The organism is Niveibacterium umoris, assembly GCF_014197015.1.
In the GTDB taxonomy this organism is placed as follows: Bacteria; Pseudomonadota; Gammaproteobacteria; order Burkholderiales; family Rhodocyclaceae; genus Niveibacterium; species Niveibacterium umoris.
This window is the reverse complement of record NZ_JACIET010000002.1, coordinates 1,209,531-1,225,581: the sequence shown is the minus strand read 5'-3', so window position 1 is coordinate 1,225,581 and position 16,051 is coordinate 1,209,531. Positions and strand designations below refer to the sequence as shown.

Here is a 16,051-nt window from a genome sequence, read left to right as displayed (position 1 = left end):
CGAAAGATGCGGCGGAACGCGTTGATGTGAATAAGTCAAGCGCCATTCACGATCGACATGACCGGACTACCGCTCAATTGACCTGACAGACCAGGCCCTTCAGGTACTCGCCCTCCGGGAAGGCGAGACCTATCGGGTGATCCGGCGCGGCAGCCAGGCGATGGATGATCTGTGCATCGCGCCCGGCATCCGAAGCGGCCCCCGCCAGAATGGTCTGGAACAGTTCCAGCCCGATGCCGCCGGAGCAGGAATAGCTCATCAGGATGCCGCCGGGGTTGAGCAGGCGGAAACCGAGCAGATTGATGTCCTTGTAGGCCCGTGCTGCGCGCTGCGCATGCGCCGCGCTGGGCGCGAACTTGGGCGGGTCCAGAATGATCAGGTCGAAGCGTCGCCCCTCGGTCTTGAGTTCACGCAACGCGGCGAACACATCGGCTTCCCACCAGGTGGCGCGGCTGGCATCCAGCTGCGGATTGCGCTCGACGTTGCGCTGCGCGCTGGCCAGCGCATGCGCCGACGAATCGATCGAGAGCACTTCGCTTGCGCCGCCCGCCAGCGCCTGCAAGGAAAACCCGCCGGTGTAGCAGAAGCAGTTGAGCACGCTGCGCCCCTTCGCCAGATCGCGCGTCAGGCGCCGGTTCTCGCGCTGGTCGAGGTAGAAGCCGGTCTTGTGGCCGCCGACCGCATCCACGCCCAGCAGCACGCCGTGTTCCTCGATCGCAAGGGCGGGGTCGGGGCCATCGCCCGCCAGTACACCGACCCGACCTTCCAGCCCTTCGAGTGCACGCACCTCGGAATCGGACCGCTCGTAGATGTTGGCGCAACCGGTCGCCTGCATCAGCCCGGCGACGATCGCATCGCGCCAGCGGTCGGCGCCGGCACTGGTCAGTTGCAGCACGATGGTGTCGCGATAGCGGTCGGCGATGACGCCCGGCAGGCCGTCGGACTCACCGTGAATCAGCCGCACACCGTCCTGGCCGGCGAGCATCGGATGCGCGTTGCGACGCGCCACTGCGGCTGCGATCGTGCGCTTGAAGAAGGCATGGTCGATCGGCGTCTCGGCATCGAAACACCACATCCGCGCGCGGATCTGCGAGGCCGGCGAAAACGCCGCGCGCCCCAGCACCACCCCGCGCTCGGACACCACGTCGACGGTATCGCCGGGCCGCGCACGGCCGGTCAATGTCGCGACCGAACCGGCGAAGATCCAGGGGTGGCGGCGCATGACGGAGCGCTCTTTGCCGGGGTTGAGGATGAGTTGGGCCATGTCGGCATCTCTTCGGGCAAAGCGGGATTTTCTCACGCCCACCGTTTGCCGCGCACCGGACACTGCATTTGGCTGATTTCGCGCCGCGCCGCTTACACTGCTGGCCACCTATCGGAGACCCACCATGAAAATCAGCTTCCTGTGCGTTTTGATCGCCGCGATCCAGCCATTCCTGTGGGCGCTCGCCGCGAAGGCCGGCGGTATCCGTAGCGGCACCCGCTACAACAACCACACCCCGCGCAACACACTGGCGAGCCTGACAGGCTGGCCGCAGCGCGCGAACTGGGCACAGCAGAACAGTTTCGAGGCCTTCCCCTTCTTCGCCGCCGCGGTGCTGATGGCGCATGTCGCCGGTGTCGCGCCCGCGCTGATCGACACCTGGGCGATCACCTTCATCGTCGCCCGCTTTGCCTATTTCGGCTGCTATGTGGCCGATCTGGCAACCGTGCGCAGCCTCGTCTGGTTCGTTGGCGTGGTGGCCTGCGCAAGGCTGATGCTGGCCGCCGCCTGATCCACCCGTTGCCAAGCGCGGCGCAGCGCCGCCACAATCGACGCAACGCGCATCCGACGGCGCCAAAGAACAAGAGACAAGACAGGGAGACAGGGCGCTGAAAGCACATCCGCCTGGCGGGGACGCCGCATCCGCACCGATCATCATCGACATCGAGGCCTCGGGCTTCGGGCCGCGCAGCTACCCGATCGAAGTCGGCGTCGCGCTGCCGGACAATCGTGCGCTGTGCAGCCTGATCCTGCCGGAACCGGAATGGACCCACTGGGACCCCGCCGCCGAATCGATCCACCACATCTCGCGCGAGACGCTGATGCGCCACGGCAAGTCAGCGGATCAGATGGCCGAGACCCTGAACCGGGAACTTGCCGGCAAGGTGGTCTATTCAGACGGCTGGGCCCACGACTACACCTGGCTCGCCTTGCTGTTCGATGCAGCCGAACGGGTGCCGGCCTTCCGGCTCGACAACCTGCGCACGCTGCTGAACGAGGAAGAGGCCAACCGCTGGCACGACACGAAGGCGCAAGTGCAGGCGGAACTGCATATCGAACGCCACCGCGCCAGCAACGACGCACGGGTGCTGCAACTGACGCTGATGCGGCTCAAGCACGGCCTGCAGCCGCTCGGCGAACGCGGCCGCACGCACGAGGCGCAATTGCTCGACGAGATGGCGCGCCTCGACGCGCTCACGCTGGGCGATCTGATCGCCGCCGAGAACGGCCAGTTCTCGACCGAAACCCGGCGCGAACACCATGCCGCCGCGCTGGCCTGCGGCGGCCGGATCATTTCGGAGCACCTGCAACACCGCCTCGCCGGTTACGTCCTGCTGCGCCCCACCGATGCCGAGACCTGGGAGATCCTCTCGATCAACATCCACCCTTGGTATCGCAGCACCGGCCTGCACCGGCGCCTGCTCGTGCGCACGCTGGCGCACCTGATCTCGCATGGCGCCGTCACGCTGCGCAGCCGGGTTTTGCCCGGCCATGAGGTGGCGGTACGCCTGCACGAGAAGCTGGGCTTCGCACGCGAGGGCGAGGCAGGCACTTCCGGCGGCCTGCACTATGTGATGCGTGTTTCAGACCTCGCCCGCCGCCTGCGACAAGGCTGAACGCCTTTTTGCGTCGCACAATAACCCTTTGATCTGTAAGGCCTAATGTCGCCGCATTGACGCCGGTCAATGCCGCGCCGGGTTGTCACGCGTCCAATCCAGACGCACCAAGGTGGAGCATGGCCGTCACGCGCGCTGAAACCACGCGCGTTCCGGCTGAGCGCCACCCTGCGTGTCCAGGCATCCGCCATAGCGATGCCGCGGCAAAGACAAAGGGGCGGGGATATGCGAATCGTTGGGCTGGTACTGCGCGCAAAACCGATGCATCTGGATGCCGTCTGTGCATCGCTTGCCGCACTGCCCGGCGTTGAGCTTCACGTGCGTGACGACAGCGAAGGCAAGCTCGTCGTCACGGTCGAAGACCTGCCCGGCCATGGCACCACCGAGACGCTCACGCAGGTTCAGCTGGTGCCGCATCTGGTGTGCACCACCCTCGCCTACGAATACGCCGACGACGCCACGTCGGACAATCCACCCGACCTGTCGCGAGCGTCTGCCACCCCGGCATGACGCACCGCGCGCACGACCCAGAACCCATCTCCGGAGGCAGCATGTCACTCACCCGACGCGACTTCATCAAGGCCAACGCAGCGGCCGCCGCAGCGGCCTCGGCAGGCTTGAGCCTTGCCGCACCGAAGAAAGATGCAGCGCCTGCTGCTGCGCCCGCCTCGCCTGATACAAACCTGCGCTGGGACAAGGCGCCCTGCCGCTTCTGCGGCACCGGCTGCTCGGTGCTGGTCGGCGTGCAGGGCGGCCGGGTGGTCGCCACGCAGGGTGACCCGGATGCCGAGGTGAACCGCGGCCTCAACTGCATCAAGGGCTACTTCCTGTCGAAGATCATGTACGGCGCGGACCGCCTGACGACGCCTCTGCTGCGCAAGAAGGATGGCGTCTATGACAAGAACGGCGAGTTCGTTCAGGTGTCGTGGAACGAGGCCTTCGACATCATGGCCGAAAAGTGGAAAGCCGCCCTGAAGGAAAAGGGCCCCACGTCGATCGCGATGTTCGGGTCCGGCCAATGGACGATCTGGGAAGGCTACGCCGCATCGAAGCTGATGAAGGCCGGCTTCCGCTCCAACAACATCGACCCCAACGCGCGCCACTGCATGGCCAGCGCGGTCACCGGCTTCATGCGCACCTTCGGCATGGACGAGCCGATGGGCTGCTACGACGACATCGAGAACGCCGACGCCTTCGTGCTGTGGGGCTCGAACATGGCGGAGATGCACCCGATCCTGTGGACGCGCATCACCGACCGCCGCCTCTCGCACCCGAACTGCCAGGTGCATGTGCTGTCGACCTTCGAGCATCGCAGTTTCGAGCTGGCCGACAACGGCATGATCTTCACGCCGCAGACCGATCTGGCGATCCTGAACTTCATCTGCAACCACATCATCCAGACGGGCAAGGTCAACAAGGCCTTCGTCAAGGAGCACGTGAATTTCAAGCGCGGTGAGACCGACATCGGTTTCGGCCTGCGTCCGAACCACGCGCTGGAGAAGGACGCGAAGTTCAACGGCTACCCCGGCGCCGACGGCAAGCCGAAGAACAATCCGAGCGACGCGACACCGATCACTTACGAGGAGTTCGCGAAGTTCGTCTCCGAGTACACGGCGGAAAAGGTCAGCAAGCTCTCGGGCGTGCCGGTCGATCGGCTGAAGAAACTCGCCGAGCTCTACGCCGACCCGAAGACCAAGGTCGTTTCGTTCTGGACCATGGGCTTCAACCAGCACACGCGCGGCACCTGGGTCAATAACATGATCTACAACGTGCATCTGCTGGTGGGCAAGATCTCGGAGCCGGGCAACGGCCCCTTCTCGCTGACCGGCCAGCCATCGGCCTGCGGCACCGCGCGGGAAGTGGGTACCTTCGCGCACCGCCTGCCGGCGGACATGCTGGTGACCAACCCGGACCACCGCAAGCACGCGGAAGAGATCTGGCAACTGCCGGAAGGCACGATCCCCGACAAGATCGGCCTGCACGCCGTGGCGCAGAGCCGCGCGCTGAAAGACAGCAAGGTGAAGTGCTACTGGACCAGCACCACCAACAACATGCAGGCCGGGCCCAACGTCAACGGCGAGATCTACCCCGGCTGGCGGAATCCGGAAGCCTTCGTCGTCGTGTCCGACGCCTACCCTACGGTGTCTGCACTGTCGGCCGACCTGATCCTGCCGGCCGCGATGTGGACCGAAAAGGAAGGCGCCTTCGGCAATGCCGAGCGCCGCACGCAGTTCTGGCGCCAGCAGGTGCAGGCGCCGGGCGAGGCACGTTCTGACCTGTGGCAGTTCGTCGAGTTCTCCAAGCGCTTCAAGGTCGAAGAAGTGTGGCCAGCCGAGCTGATCGCAAAGAAGCCGGAATACAAAGGCAAGACGCTGTACGACGTGCTGTACGCGAACAAGGTGGTCAACAAGTTCCCGCTCGCCGAACTCGAGAAGGTGAACGGCCACGCGATCAAGGGCTATTCCAACAACGAAGCGACGGCCTTCGGCTTCTACCTGCAGAAGGGGTTGTTCGAGGAATACGCGCAGTTCGGCCGCGGCCATGGTCACGACCTTGCCGCGTTTGACGTCTATCACAAGGCACGCGGCCTGCGCTGGCCAGTCGTCGATGGCAAGGAAACCCTGTGGCGCTATCGCGAAGGCTACGACCCGTACGTCAAGAAGGGCGAAGGCATCAAGTTCTACGGTCAGAAGGATGGCAAGGCGGTGGTCTTCGCGCTGCCCTACCAGGATCCGCCCGAGAAGCCGGACGCCGAGTTCGACATGTGGCTGTGCACTGGCCGCGTGCTGGAGCACTGGCACACCGGCACGATGACGCGCCGTGTCGCCGAATTGCACAAGGCGGTGCCGGAAGCGGTGATCTTCATGCACCCGGACGACGCGAAGAAGCGTGGCTTGCAGCGCGGCATGCGCTGCAAGGTCATCTCGCGCCGCGGCGACATCGTCGCGCTGCTGGAAACCCGCGGCCGCAACAAGCCACCGATGGGGCTGATCTTCATCCCCTTCTTCGACGAAGGCCGACTGGTCAACAAGCTCACGCTGGACGCCACCTGCCCGATCTCGAAGCAGACGGACTTCAAGAAGTGCGCCGTGAAGGTGGTGAAAGCCTGAGCCCAAGCGAACCGATGCAGCGCATTGCACGCGATTGATCCCGTGCGCGCCCGCCGCACACCAGCGCGACGGCGCCGCACGGATCTACGCCAGCAAGGCGCCCTTCACCCACTCGACCGATCGCCTGCCATCGTGAGCCCAAGCGCACGCACCGCCTTCGACCGCCGCCGCTTCCTGCAGACCGCTGCAGGGGCGGCCGGTGGCGCTTGCGTGCTCGGCCTGGGGCTCGGCCTTTACGCGCAACAGGCGCGCGCATTGCCCGCCACCGCGCTGCGCCCGCCCGGTGCGCTGACAGAGGCCGATTTCCTTGCAAGCTGCGTGCGTTGCGGCCTGTGTGTGCGCGACTGCCCCTTCGACACCTTGAAGCTCGCCACGCCGGGCGACACCGTCGCGAGTGGCACGCCGTATTTCGAGGCGCGCAAGGTGCCGTGCGAGATGTGCGACAACATCCCGTGCGTGAAGGCCTGCCCCACCGGCGCGCTCGACCACGGGCTGAGCGACATCAGCAAGGCACAGATGGGGCTGGCGGTGCTGATCGACCAGGAGCACTGTCTCAATTTCCTCGGCCTGCGCTGCGACGTGTGCTACCGCGTATGCCCGGCGATCGACAAGGCGATCACGCTCGAGACGAAACACAACCCGCGCAGCGACCGCCACGCGATGCTGCTGCCGACCGTGCATTCCGATGCCTGTACGGGTTGCGGCAAGTGCGAGAAATCCTGCGTGCTGCCGGAAGCGGCGATCAAGGTGCTGCCGCGCAAGCTGGCGCAGGGCGCGCCGGCCACCCACTACCGCAAGGGTTGGGAAGAGCGCGAGAGGGCCGGCCACTCGCTGATCGGTGAGCAAATCAAACTGCCGGTGCGCGGTCGCGACGACCTTGGCGCACCGACCGCGGGTGTCGATGCGGCTGCGGGCCAATCCCTGCCTGCAGGGTGGGCACCATGAACACCACATCCACCCCGACGAGCGCAAGGCGCCTCGGCGACGAAGCGATCACCGACAAGGGCTGGTGGCCCGCGCACAAGTGGCTGCTGCTGCGCCGTGGCTCGCAGCTCGGTCTGCTCGCGCTGTTCCTGCTCGGGCCGCTGGCGGGCGTCTGGATCGTCAAGGGCAACCTCGCTTCCAGCCTCACGCTGGGCGTGCTGCCACTCACCGATCCCCTGATCCTCGCGCAGTCGCTTGCGGCCGGCCATGTGCCCGACCGCAGCGCGCTGATCGGCGCGGCAATCGTGCTCGCCTTCTACCTCGCCGTTGGTGGCCGCCTGTATTGCAGCTGGGTCTGCCCGGTCAACCTCGTTACCGATGCGGCCGCCGCGCTGCGCCGCCGGCTCGGGCTCAAGGGCGGACGAGTGCCACCGGAAGCGACACGCCGCTGGCTGCTGGCGGTCGTGCTCGTCGTCTCGGCGCTGACCGGCACGATCGCCTGGGAATGGGTCAACCCGGTCACGATGCTGCACCGCGCGCTGGTGTTCGGCGGCGGACTCGCCTGGGGCATCGTCGCAGCGGTGTTCGCTTACGACCTGCTGGTCGCGCCGCGCGGCTGGTGCGGCCACCTGTGCCCGGTCGGCGCCTTCTATGCATTTCTTGGCCACACCGCCCTGCTGCGCGTCAGCGCACCGAAGCGCCGCGCCTGCGACGACTGCATGGACTGCTTCGCAGTCTGCCCCGAACCCCACGTCATCCGCCCCGCGCTCAAGCGCGAAGGCCAGACCCATCCACTCATCCTGGCGCCCGCCTGCACCAGTTGCGGCCGCTGCATCGACATCTGCAGCAAGGACGTTTTCGCGATGACGACCCGATTCAACAGGAGCGAATCATGACAATCAGAAAAGTAGCCTCTCTTTGCCTTGCGCTGGCCGCCACGCTCGCCTTCGCCCTGCCGATCCAGGCCGCCGATACGCAGGTTGCGGTCAGAAGCCTGCGCGGCACCGACGTCATCGGGCCGTCGCTGGAGCCCGATGTGCCCAAGGTCCCGAACGACCGGGGCGCGCTGCCGCGCGACTTCGTGCAGCAGCCGCCGCTGATTCCGCACGACATCCGCAACTACCAGATCACGAAGAACTTCAACAAATGCCTCGACTGCCATTCCTGGAGTCGTGCCCAGGAAACCGGCGCCACGAAGATATCCGTCACCCACTTCCGCGACCGCGATGGCCACGAACTCGCTGGCGTTTCGACGCGCCGCTACTTCTGTGTGCAGTGCCATGTCGCACAGACCGATGCGCGGCCGCTGGTCGGCAACACCTTCCAGAAATCCACCGGCCTGCAGTAAGCCCACCACACCACAGGAGGACGCATGAGCGAACAACAACAAAGCGCACCGCGTCGCGTCTGGACCCGCATGCGTGCGGCGGGGCTGGGCCTCGTCGCGATGGTCTTCGTCGCCGGCATCGTGTTCTGGGGCGGCTTCAACACCGCGATGGAGGCGACCAACCGCGAGCAGTTCTGCATCTCGTGCCACGAAATGCAGGACAACGTCTATCAGGAATACCGCAACACCATCCACTACCAGAACCGCACCGGCGTGCGCGCCACCTGCCCCGACTGCCATGTGCCGAAGGAATGGGTACCGAAGATCATCCGCAAGATCCAGGCCTCGAACGAAGTGCTGCACAAGGTGCTCGGCTCGATCGACACGCCCGAGAAATTCAACGCAAAGCGACTGACGCTCGCCCAGCACGAATGGGCCCGGATGAAGAAGAACGACTCGCAGGAATGCCGCAACTGCCACAACTTCCAGTTCATGGACTACGCCGAGCAGGGCCGCCGCTCGTCGCGCATGCACCAGGACGCCTTCACACAGGGCATGACCTGCATCGACTGCCACAAGGGCATCGCCCACACGCTGCCGCCGGTCGAGCAAGCCATCGGCGCGAACAAGAACGGCGCGGCGCCGGAAGTGTTCCATCCGCCCAAGCCAGCCGCCGAGGCCGCCGCCGCGCAAAGTCAGCACTGAGCGCAGGCCGATCAGCTACTCACCGGGGCCGCTCATGCGGCCCCTTTCCTTTTCGCTACCGCCCATCAAACAGGAATCGCCGTCATTTGACGTAACGCGCCGATTCGAAAACCCGAAGTTAAGGCAGACTGTGCGGACGCCCAACCCCGCAAAGCGCCGCACCATGAACGCCAAGTCCGCCGAGCATTCCAAGCCACATGCCGCACCCAGCCATGAGGGCCGCCTGACGCTCGCGAGAGTCCTGTCCCTGCTGGTGACCGACGGGCAGATCGAGCAAGCCGATGCGGACCTGCTGCGGGCCACGCAGAGCGCACGCCACAGCCACGCGCACCCGCTGGTGGTGGTGGCCGACATGAGCTGGAAGTCGCGCCGCGCGCCGCATCGCCTGCTCGATCTGGAAACGCTGACCGAGTGGCTCGCCGGCGTACTTGGCATCCCTTACCTGCACATCGACCCACTGAAGATCGACTTCTCGGCGATCACCAGTGTGATGTCGAATGCCTACGCGACGCGGCGCCGGGTGCTGCCGGTAGAGGTGACGCCGCGCGAGGTGGTGATCGCAACCGCCGAGCCCTTCCTGCGGGACTGGGAGAAAGAGTTGCAGCCGATCCTGCGCAAGGAGATCCGCTGCGTGCTTGCCAACCCGCTCGATATCGAGCGCTTCCAGGTCGAGTTCTACAATCTGGCGCGCTCGGTCAAGAGCGCATCCGCCAGCGGCACCGCGCCCGGCATCGCCAATCTCGAACAACTCGTCGAGCTCGGCCGCACACGGCGCGAGTTCGACGCCAACGAACAGCACATCGTCCACATCGTCGACTGGCTGTGGCAATACGCTTTCGAGCAGCGCGCATCGGACATCCATATCGAACCGCGACGCGAGATCGGCCTGGTGCGCTTCCGCATCGACGGCGTGCTGCATCAGGTTTACCAGTTACCGATGTCGGTGCTCACTGCGATGACCAGCCGCATCAAGCTGCTCGGCCGCATGGACGTGATCGAGAAGCGCCGCCCGCAGGACGGTCGCGTGAAGACCCGCACGCCGCTGGGCAACGAGATCGAGTTGCGGCTCTCGACGCTGCCCACTGCCTTTGGCGAGAAACTGGTGATGCGGATCTTCGACCCCGAGGTGCTGGTCCGCAATTTCTCGGAACTCGGTTTCACCGATGACGATCAGTCGCGCTGGAACGCGATGGTGCGTCAGCCCAACGGCATCATCCTGGTCACCGGGCCGACCGGCTCGGGCAAGACCACCACGCTGTACTCGACCTTGAAACACCTTGCCACCCCAGAGGTGAACGTCTGCACGATCGAAGACCCGATCGAGATGGTCGAGCCGGCTTTCAACCAGATGCAGGTGCAGCCCTCGATCGACCTCGGCTTCGCCGACGGCGTGCGCGCGCTGCTGCGGCAGGACCCGGACATCATCATGATCGGCGAGATCCGCGATCTGGAAACCGCCGAGATGGCGATCCAGGCGGCGCTCACCGGCCACCTGGTACTGTCGACGTTGCACACCAACGACGCGCCGGCCGCGATCACCCGCATGCTCGATCTGGGCGTGCCGCCCTACCTGCTCTCCGCCACCCTGCTCGGCGTGATGGCGCAGCGCCTCGCGCGCACGCTCTGCCCCCACTGCAAACAGCCCGCCGCGGTACAGGACGACGAGGCCGCCCTGTGGGACGCACTGGTCGCCCCGTTTCGCGCCAACCGCCCCGCTCAGATCCATCGCGCCGTCGGCTGCCTCGAATGCCGCATGACCGGTTTTTCCGGCCGAATTGGCCTGTACGAAATCCTGCTGATGAATCCCGCCCTGCGGCAACTGGTCACCCGAGAGGCCGACCTCGCTGCGATCCGAGAATTGGCCTACCGCGAAGGCATGAAGCCGCTACGGGTCTCAGGCGCGATGAAGGTGGCGGCCGGTGCGACGACGCTGGATGAAGTGCTGAAGGTGGCGCCACAGGCGAGCGAGGGCTGATCCAACCCGCCGCGGCACCTGGCGTCGGGTAGCGTCAATCGCGACCTTGTACAGGACACCGCTGAGCGAGGCCCCAGCTTCGAAAACAGGCTGGAAATCGCGTGTCGGTTTCCTATACTGACGAACGGGTCGGGTTGTTTCTTTTTCTGCTTCCGGCGGCCTTGCCGCCCAACCCTAACGGTTGTTCGGAAGCTCTCCCGGACCTTTCACACGCAGCCGGCTGCTCGACACAATCGGGCAGTGCTACTGCGCATCACCCCTAAACCCAGGAAGAACTCATGAAGCCCTTTCCAGGCGGCTGAGCTGCGTGCTTGCGCGCGGCGGGAGCAGCCGCGTTGCCCATGGAGTGCAACACCATGACCCACATACCCGATATCACCGAAGACCACGCGGACCTGCCCTATTGGGTACCCAAGCCCGGCAAGATGGACACCGCGATCAACGCAATCCTGATGGCCGGATGGGCCTGCTTTGGCTTGGCCTTATTCCTGGTATGACCGCCCCCGCCCCTCGCGGCGGGGATAAACACACGGGCCGCATTTCGCGGCCCGTTTTCGTCATCGGACAAGGGCGCGAATTGCACGTCCGGCCAACCCGTACGGTGCGGGCGATCCCCGCACCGACGGAAGGCCTCCGACATTCGCGACGCCCACATCCAGCCTGCCAGCAAGACAACCCACGCCACGCGCGTGAGTCGGCTCGGCGCTAGGGCGTAGCCAGCCCAACAGTTCAGACGCAGATCACTCTGCCGCAGAAGCAAGCGCACAGATGCGTTTCACCGTGTCTGCGGCGGCTTGGGCGCTGATGTCGGTGGTGTCCACGAGTTGCGCGAAGCGCGGACGCGCCATGCCCTCGCCGTGCATCCACCGGATACGCTCGCGCTCCCAGCCCGACAGGACCCGCGATCCGCGGGATTCGGCGTTCACGTCGGGCGCACACCACAGCGCAACGCTGAGGATTTCCTGATCGGGTTCGAAGCGCGGGCGGATGAACGTGAAGTCGGCGTCGGACAGCGGATACACGAACAGCACATCCAGCCCGTGCGCCAGAAAGTTGTTCGCGACGTCGCACGCGTTGATCAGGTTGAGCGGCACCGCTTCGGCAAGCGGCATCCATGCAATGCAGGCGCGCAGGTCATCGACCTCGATCACCGCGAGGCGCGCGCACTGCGCCTTCAGCAGGCCCGCCACCGTCGTCTTGCCGGCGTTGGGCGCGCCGGTCAGGATGATCAGCCGCCCCACTTACTCAACTCATCCCGGTCGGCTTCACCTTTGGTGCGACCGCACCGCCCTTGCGCGCCCGCTTGCCTACGCAGGCTTGCAGCGCAACACCCTTCACCTCGACCGCGATCTCCTTGCCGCCACGGCCGATGCCGCTGACGGTGACCACCGGCTCCGCCGGGCAGGCCACGGCGTTGAGCGTTTCCTTGTCGTCCAGGCCCATGACGATCACGCCGCGGCCGCGCGGCATCACCTTCATCTCGGCGCGCGGGAACCACAGCAGGCGGCCGTTGGCCGATGCGGCGGCAATCCACTCGCCTTCGCAGGGCACCGGGCGCAGCACTTCTTCCTTGTCTTCCAGCGTCATGAAGGCTTTGCCGGCGCGATTACGGCCGGCAAGTTCGGACAAGGTGGTGATGAAGCCGTAGCTGCCGGAGTTGGCGAAGAGGTATTCCTTCGCCGGGTCGCCGGAGAGGGCCTGCGCCACGCGTGCGCCGTTCTGCAGCTCGATCAGCGTGGTGATCGGCACGCCGTCGCCACGCCCGCCGGGTAGATCCTGGATCCGCACCGAGTAGGCGCGCCCCTGGGTGTCGATGATCAGCAGCGGCCAGGGCGTGCGCGTTTCGATCACCGCGAATTCGCCGTCGCCGGACTTGTAGGTCAGCGCCGCGCGGTCCACGCCGTGGCCCTGGCGCGCACGTACCCAACCGTTGCGCGAGAGGATAACGGTGACCGGCTCGTCGAGCACCGGCGCTTCGGCCGCCACCACCGCCTGCGCGGCTTCGATCAGCGTGCGACGGTCGTCGCCGAACTTCTTCGTATCCTCGACGATTTCCTTTAGGATCAGGCGCGTCATCGCGCCGCGGTCTTCCAGCAGTTCGATCAGCTTGGCGCGTTCGACGCGCAGCTCGGCCAGTTCCGACTCGATCTTGATGTACTCCAGCCGCGCCAACTGGCGCAGGCGAATCTCAAGAATGTCCTCGGCCTGGATCTCGCTGAGCTTGAAGCGCGCCATCAGCTCGGCCTTGGGCTCCTCGGCCTCGCGAATCACGCGGATCACCTCGTCGATATGCAGCCAGACGATGGCGCGGCCTTCGAGGATGTGAATGCGACGGTCGACTTCGCCGAGCCGGTGCCGCGTGCGGCGCTCGACGGTGTCGAAACGGAAAGCGATCCACTCATGCAGTACCGCCAGCAAGCCCTTCTGCGCCGGGCGGCCGTCGCGGCCGATAACCGTGAGGTTGATCGACACCGAGGATTCGAGCGAGGTGTGCACCAGCAGCACCCGCATCAGCTCTTCGGGGTCTTGCGTGCGGCTCTTGGGTTCGAGCACCAGACGCACCGCTTCCTTGTCGGAGGATTCGTCGCGCGCGGTGTCGAGCACGCCGAGCACCAGCGCCTTGGTGGCCTTCTCCTCTGCGGAGACTTCCTTCTTGCCGGCCTTGGGCTGCGGGTTCGTCAGCGCCTCGATTTCCGAGAGCACCTTGGAGACCGACACGCCATGCGGCATTTCGTTGACGATGATGCGCCAGGCACCGCGCGCAAGCGGCTCGACACGCCAGCGCGCGCGCATCCGCAGGCTGCCGCGGCCGCCGGCGTAGGCGTCGCGCAGCGCTTGCGGCGGCGAGATGAGCTGGCCGCCGCCGGGGAAGTCCGGCCCCGGCAGCAGCGCCATCACGTCATCCAGCGTTGATTCCGGCTTCTTGATCAAGAGCTGCGCCGCGGCCGAAACCTCGCGCAAATTGTGCGGCGGGCATTCGGTCGCCATGCCGACCGCGATGCCGGAAGCGCCGTTGAGCAGCAGCATCGGCAGGCGTGCCGGAAAGAGCTTGGGCTCCTGCCAGGCGCCATCGTAGTTGGGCACGAAATCCACCGTGCCGCGGTCGATCTCGCCCAGCAGCAGTTCGGCCAGCGGCGTCAGGCGCATTTCGGTGTAACGCATCGCCGCCGCGCCATCGCCGTCGCGCGAACCGAAGTTGCCCTGGCCGTCGATCAGCGGGTAGCGCAGCGTGAAGTCCTGCGCCAGCCGCACCGCTGCGTCGTACACCGCGGTGTCGCCATGCGGGTGCAACTTACCGATCACATCGCCGACCACACGCGCGCTCTTAACCGGCTTGGCGCCGGGCGTGAGCCGCATTTCGTGCATCGAGTACAGGATGCGGCGCTGCACCGGCTTCATGCCGTCTTCCACCTGCGGCAGCGCACGGCCGCGCACCACGCTCATCGCGTAGGCGAGGTAGGCACGCTCGGCAAACGCGGCGATCGGCAGGTGATCGTCGGGGAGTTCGGTGAGCGTGGGCGGCGGCGGGGGCGCCGGTGGTTCAGCCGGCGCTTCGGCTTGCGGCTCGACCACCTGTTCGGCATCGCTGCCGAAGAGGTCGAGCTCTGGATTGCTTTCGGTGCCGGTTTCGGGCTCGTTGTGCATGGGCTAAGGCATCTGCTGCGGAAACAGCCGCGATTATCGCAGGTTGAAGGTGCCGCCCGACGACGGATGTGACATGGCGCAGATCCGTTCCGCCGTGAACCGTTCTACCATCTTGGCTACCAGCGCGCCGGCGCTTGCCCTGCGCGACCGACTTCAGGGAGACACGACCATGAACATTCGCCTGAGCGTCCTTTCCTTCCTGTTCGCCGCTGCTGCCGGCCCGGCAATGGCGCAGCAGTTTGTGTATCCGGCCAAAGGGCAGAGCCCCGAGCAGCAGAAGACGGATGAGGCGGAATGCTACACATGGGCGGTGGGCCAGACCGGATTCGACCCGGCGAAGCCGCCCCAGGCGGCGGCCCCGGCCCCCGCACCTGCTGCAGCCCCTGCACCCAGCGGCGGCCGGGTACGCGGCGCTGCGGCGGCGGCAACCGTAGCGGCGATCACCGACAACGATGTTGGCGACGCAGCCGTCGCCGGCGCCGTTGCGGGGGGTGCCGCGCAACGGGGGCAGAAGCGCCAGCAGCAGCGCGCGGCGCAGCAACAACAGGCCGCACAGCAACAAGCCGCGACGACGCAGGCCAGCAACCAGAGCGCGGCCTTCAACAAGGCACGCGCGGCATGCCTTGAAGGGCGCGGGTACACGGTCAAGTAACGCAAGCTGGCATACTGCGACGGCCGCCCGCATCTGGGCGGCCGTTCTGTTTTGTAGCCCGGAGACACCTGAACATGGAATGGCTTGCTGACCCGAATGCCTGGGTTGCCTTGGCTACGCTGACTGCACTGGAGATCGTGCTCGGCGTGGATAACATCATCTTCATCTCGATTCTCGTCGGCCGACTGCCGGCCGCCCAGCGCAATCTCGCGCGCCGCCTCGGCCTGCTGCTTGCCATGGGCACCCGCATCGCACTGCTCGCTTCGCTGGCCTGGATCATGAAGCTGCAGTCGCCGCTGTTCGTCGCGCCGGTCATCGAGAAGGGCATCACCGGACGCGACCTGATCCTGATCGGCGGCGGCCTGTTCCTGCTGTGGAAGAGCGTGCACGAGATCCACAATGCGCTCGAAGGCGAAGAGGAGTCGCATGGCGGTGGCGGTGCGGGCGCTGCATTCGCCGCGGTGCTGGTACAGATCGCGATCATCGACATCGTGTTCTCGCTCGATTCGGTGATCACTGCGGTGGGGCTGGCGAGCGATCTCGGCGTGATGGTGAGCGCGATCGTGTTGTCGGTCGGCGTAATGATGTTTGCGGCAAAACCGATCGGTGAGTTCGTCGATCGGCACCCGACGGTGAAGATGCTGGCGCTGTCCTTCCTGGTGCTGGTCGGCGTCACGCTGATCGCGGAAGGCTTCGACACCCATGTGCCGAAGGGCTACATCTACTTCTCGATGGCCTTCTCGGTGGTGGTCGAGATGATCAACATCAGGCTGCGCAAGCGCATCGCCGAGCCGGTGCACCTGCGCAAGGATCTGCCCGGCTGAGCGCCGCCG

General features: G+C 65.9%; 15 protein-coding genes. 12 read left to right on the top strand and 3 right to left on the bottom strand.

Going from position 1 to position 16,051, the window contains the following annotated elements; genetic code table 11:
- Positions 1 to 73 precede the first annotated feature (73 nt).
- On the bottom strand, positions 74 to 1,264 hold the full coding sequence (locus GGR36_RS17595; protein ID WP_183636081.1) for a class I SAM-dependent rRNA methyltransferase: 1,191 nt from the start codon (positions 1,262 to 1,264) through the stop codon (positions 74 to 76).
- Between the two features lie 124 nt (positions 1,265 to 1,388).
- Between GGR36_RS17595 and GGR36_RS17590 the strand changes: the two genes are divergently transcribed.
- The 10 genes from GGR36_RS17590 to GGR36_RS17545 all read left to right on the top strand — a co-directional run bounded on the left by GGR36_RS17590 (position 1,389) and on the right by GGR36_RS17545 (position 11,418).
- Entirely contained in the window at positions 1,389 to 1,775 is a 387-nt protein-coding gene (locus tag GGR36_RS17590) for an MAPEG family protein (RefSeq protein WP_183636080.1), read from the top strand.
- Positions 1,776 to 2,085: 310 nt separating this feature from the next.
- Positions 2,086 to 2,880 carry a GNAT family N-acetyltransferase gene (locus GGR36_RS21695; RefSeq protein ID WP_207064487.1) on the top strand — a complete coding sequence of 265 codons (795 nt, stop codon included), beginning with the start codon at positions 2,086 to 2,088 and terminating at the stop codon, positions 2,878 to 2,880.
- A 225-nt stretch (positions 2,881 to 3,105) separates the two neighbouring features.
- Complete coding sequence (locus GGR36_RS17580) at positions 3,106 to 3,390, top strand: chaperone NapD (protein ID WP_183636079.1); 285 nt, start codon at positions 3,106 to 3,108, stop codon at positions 3,388 to 3,390.
- Between the two features lie 41 nt (positions 3,391 to 3,431).
- The gene (gene napA / locus GGR36_RS17575; RefSeq protein ID WP_183636078.1) at positions 3,432 to 5,990 is read left to right on the top strand and encodes a nitrate reductase catalytic subunit NapA; all 2,559 of its coding nucleotides are present in this window, start codon (positions 3,432 to 3,434) and stop codon (positions 5,988 to 5,990) included.
- A gap of 129 nt (positions 5,991 to 6,119) precedes the next feature.
- The gene (gene napG / locus GGR36_RS17570) at positions 6,120 to 6,935 is read left to right on the top strand and encodes a ferredoxin-type protein NapG (protein WP_183637244.1); all 816 of its coding nucleotides are present in this window, start codon (positions 6,120 to 6,122) and stop codon (positions 6,933 to 6,935) included.
- On the top strand, positions 6,932 to 7,810 hold the full coding sequence (gene napH, locus GGR36_RS17565; RefSeq protein WP_183636077.1) for a quinol dehydrogenase ferredoxin subunit NapH: 879 nt from the start codon (positions 6,932 to 6,934) through the stop codon (positions 7,808 to 7,810). Before napG ends, napH begins: the two co-directional genes overlap by 4 nt.
- Positions 7,807 to 8,262 carry a nitrate reductase cytochrome c-type subunit gene (locus GGR36_RS17560; RefSeq protein WP_183636076.1) on the top strand — a complete coding sequence of 152 codons (456 nt, stop codon included), beginning with the start codon at positions 7,807 to 7,809 and terminating at the stop codon, positions 8,260 to 8,262. Before napH ends, GGR36_RS17560 begins: the two co-directional genes overlap by 4 nt.
- Positions 8,263 to 8,286: 24 nt before the next feature.
- Complete coding sequence (locus tag GGR36_RS17555) at positions 8,287 to 8,946, top strand: NapC/NirT family cytochrome c (RefSeq protein WP_183636075.1); 660 nt, start codon at positions 8,287 to 8,289, stop codon at positions 8,944 to 8,946.
- 163 nt (positions 8,947 to 9,109) lie between these two features.
- Entirely contained in the window at positions 9,110 to 10,921 is a 1,812-nt protein-coding gene (tfpB, locus tag GGR36_RS17550; protein WP_183636074.1) for a type IV pilus assembly ATPase TfpB, read from the top strand.
- Positions 10,922 to 11,277: 356 nt separating this feature from the next.
- A complete protein-coding gene (locus tag GGR36_RS17545) occupies positions 11,278 to 11,418 on the top strand; it encodes a hypothetical protein (protein WP_183636073.1) in 141 nt (46 codons plus the stop codon).
- Positions 11,419 to 11,661: 243 nt separating this feature from the next.
- Here the strand turns inward: GGR36_RS17545 and GGR36_RS17540 are convergent, their stop codons facing one another.
- Positions 11,662 to 12,162, bottom strand: coding sequence for a nucleoside/nucleotide kinase family protein (locus GGR36_RS17540; protein ID WP_183636072.1), 501 nt, complete (start codon positions 12,160 to 12,162; stop codon positions 11,662 to 11,664).
- A 4-nt stretch (positions 12,163 to 12,166) separates the two neighbouring features.
- A complete protein-coding gene (gene parC / locus GGR36_RS17535; RefSeq protein ID WP_183636071.1) occupies positions 12,167 to 14,566 on the bottom strand; it encodes a DNA topoisomerase IV subunit A in 2,400 nt (799 codons plus the stop codon).
- Between the two features lie 73 nt (positions 14,567 to 14,639).
- On the opposite strand from parC, the gene GGR36_RS17530 reads away from it, so the two are divergent.
- Positions 14,640 to 15,218, top strand: a complete 579-nt coding sequence (locus GGR36_RS17530) for a hypothetical protein (protein WP_207064486.1) — start codon at positions 14,640 to 14,642, stop codon at positions 15,216 to 15,218.
- Between the two features lie 74 nt (positions 15,219 to 15,292).
- Positions 15,293 to 16,042, top strand: coding sequence for a TerC family protein (locus tag GGR36_RS17525; RefSeq protein WP_183636070.1), 750 nt, complete (start codon positions 15,293 to 15,295; stop codon positions 16,040 to 16,042).
- Positions 16,043 to 16,051: the final 9 nt, after the last annotated feature.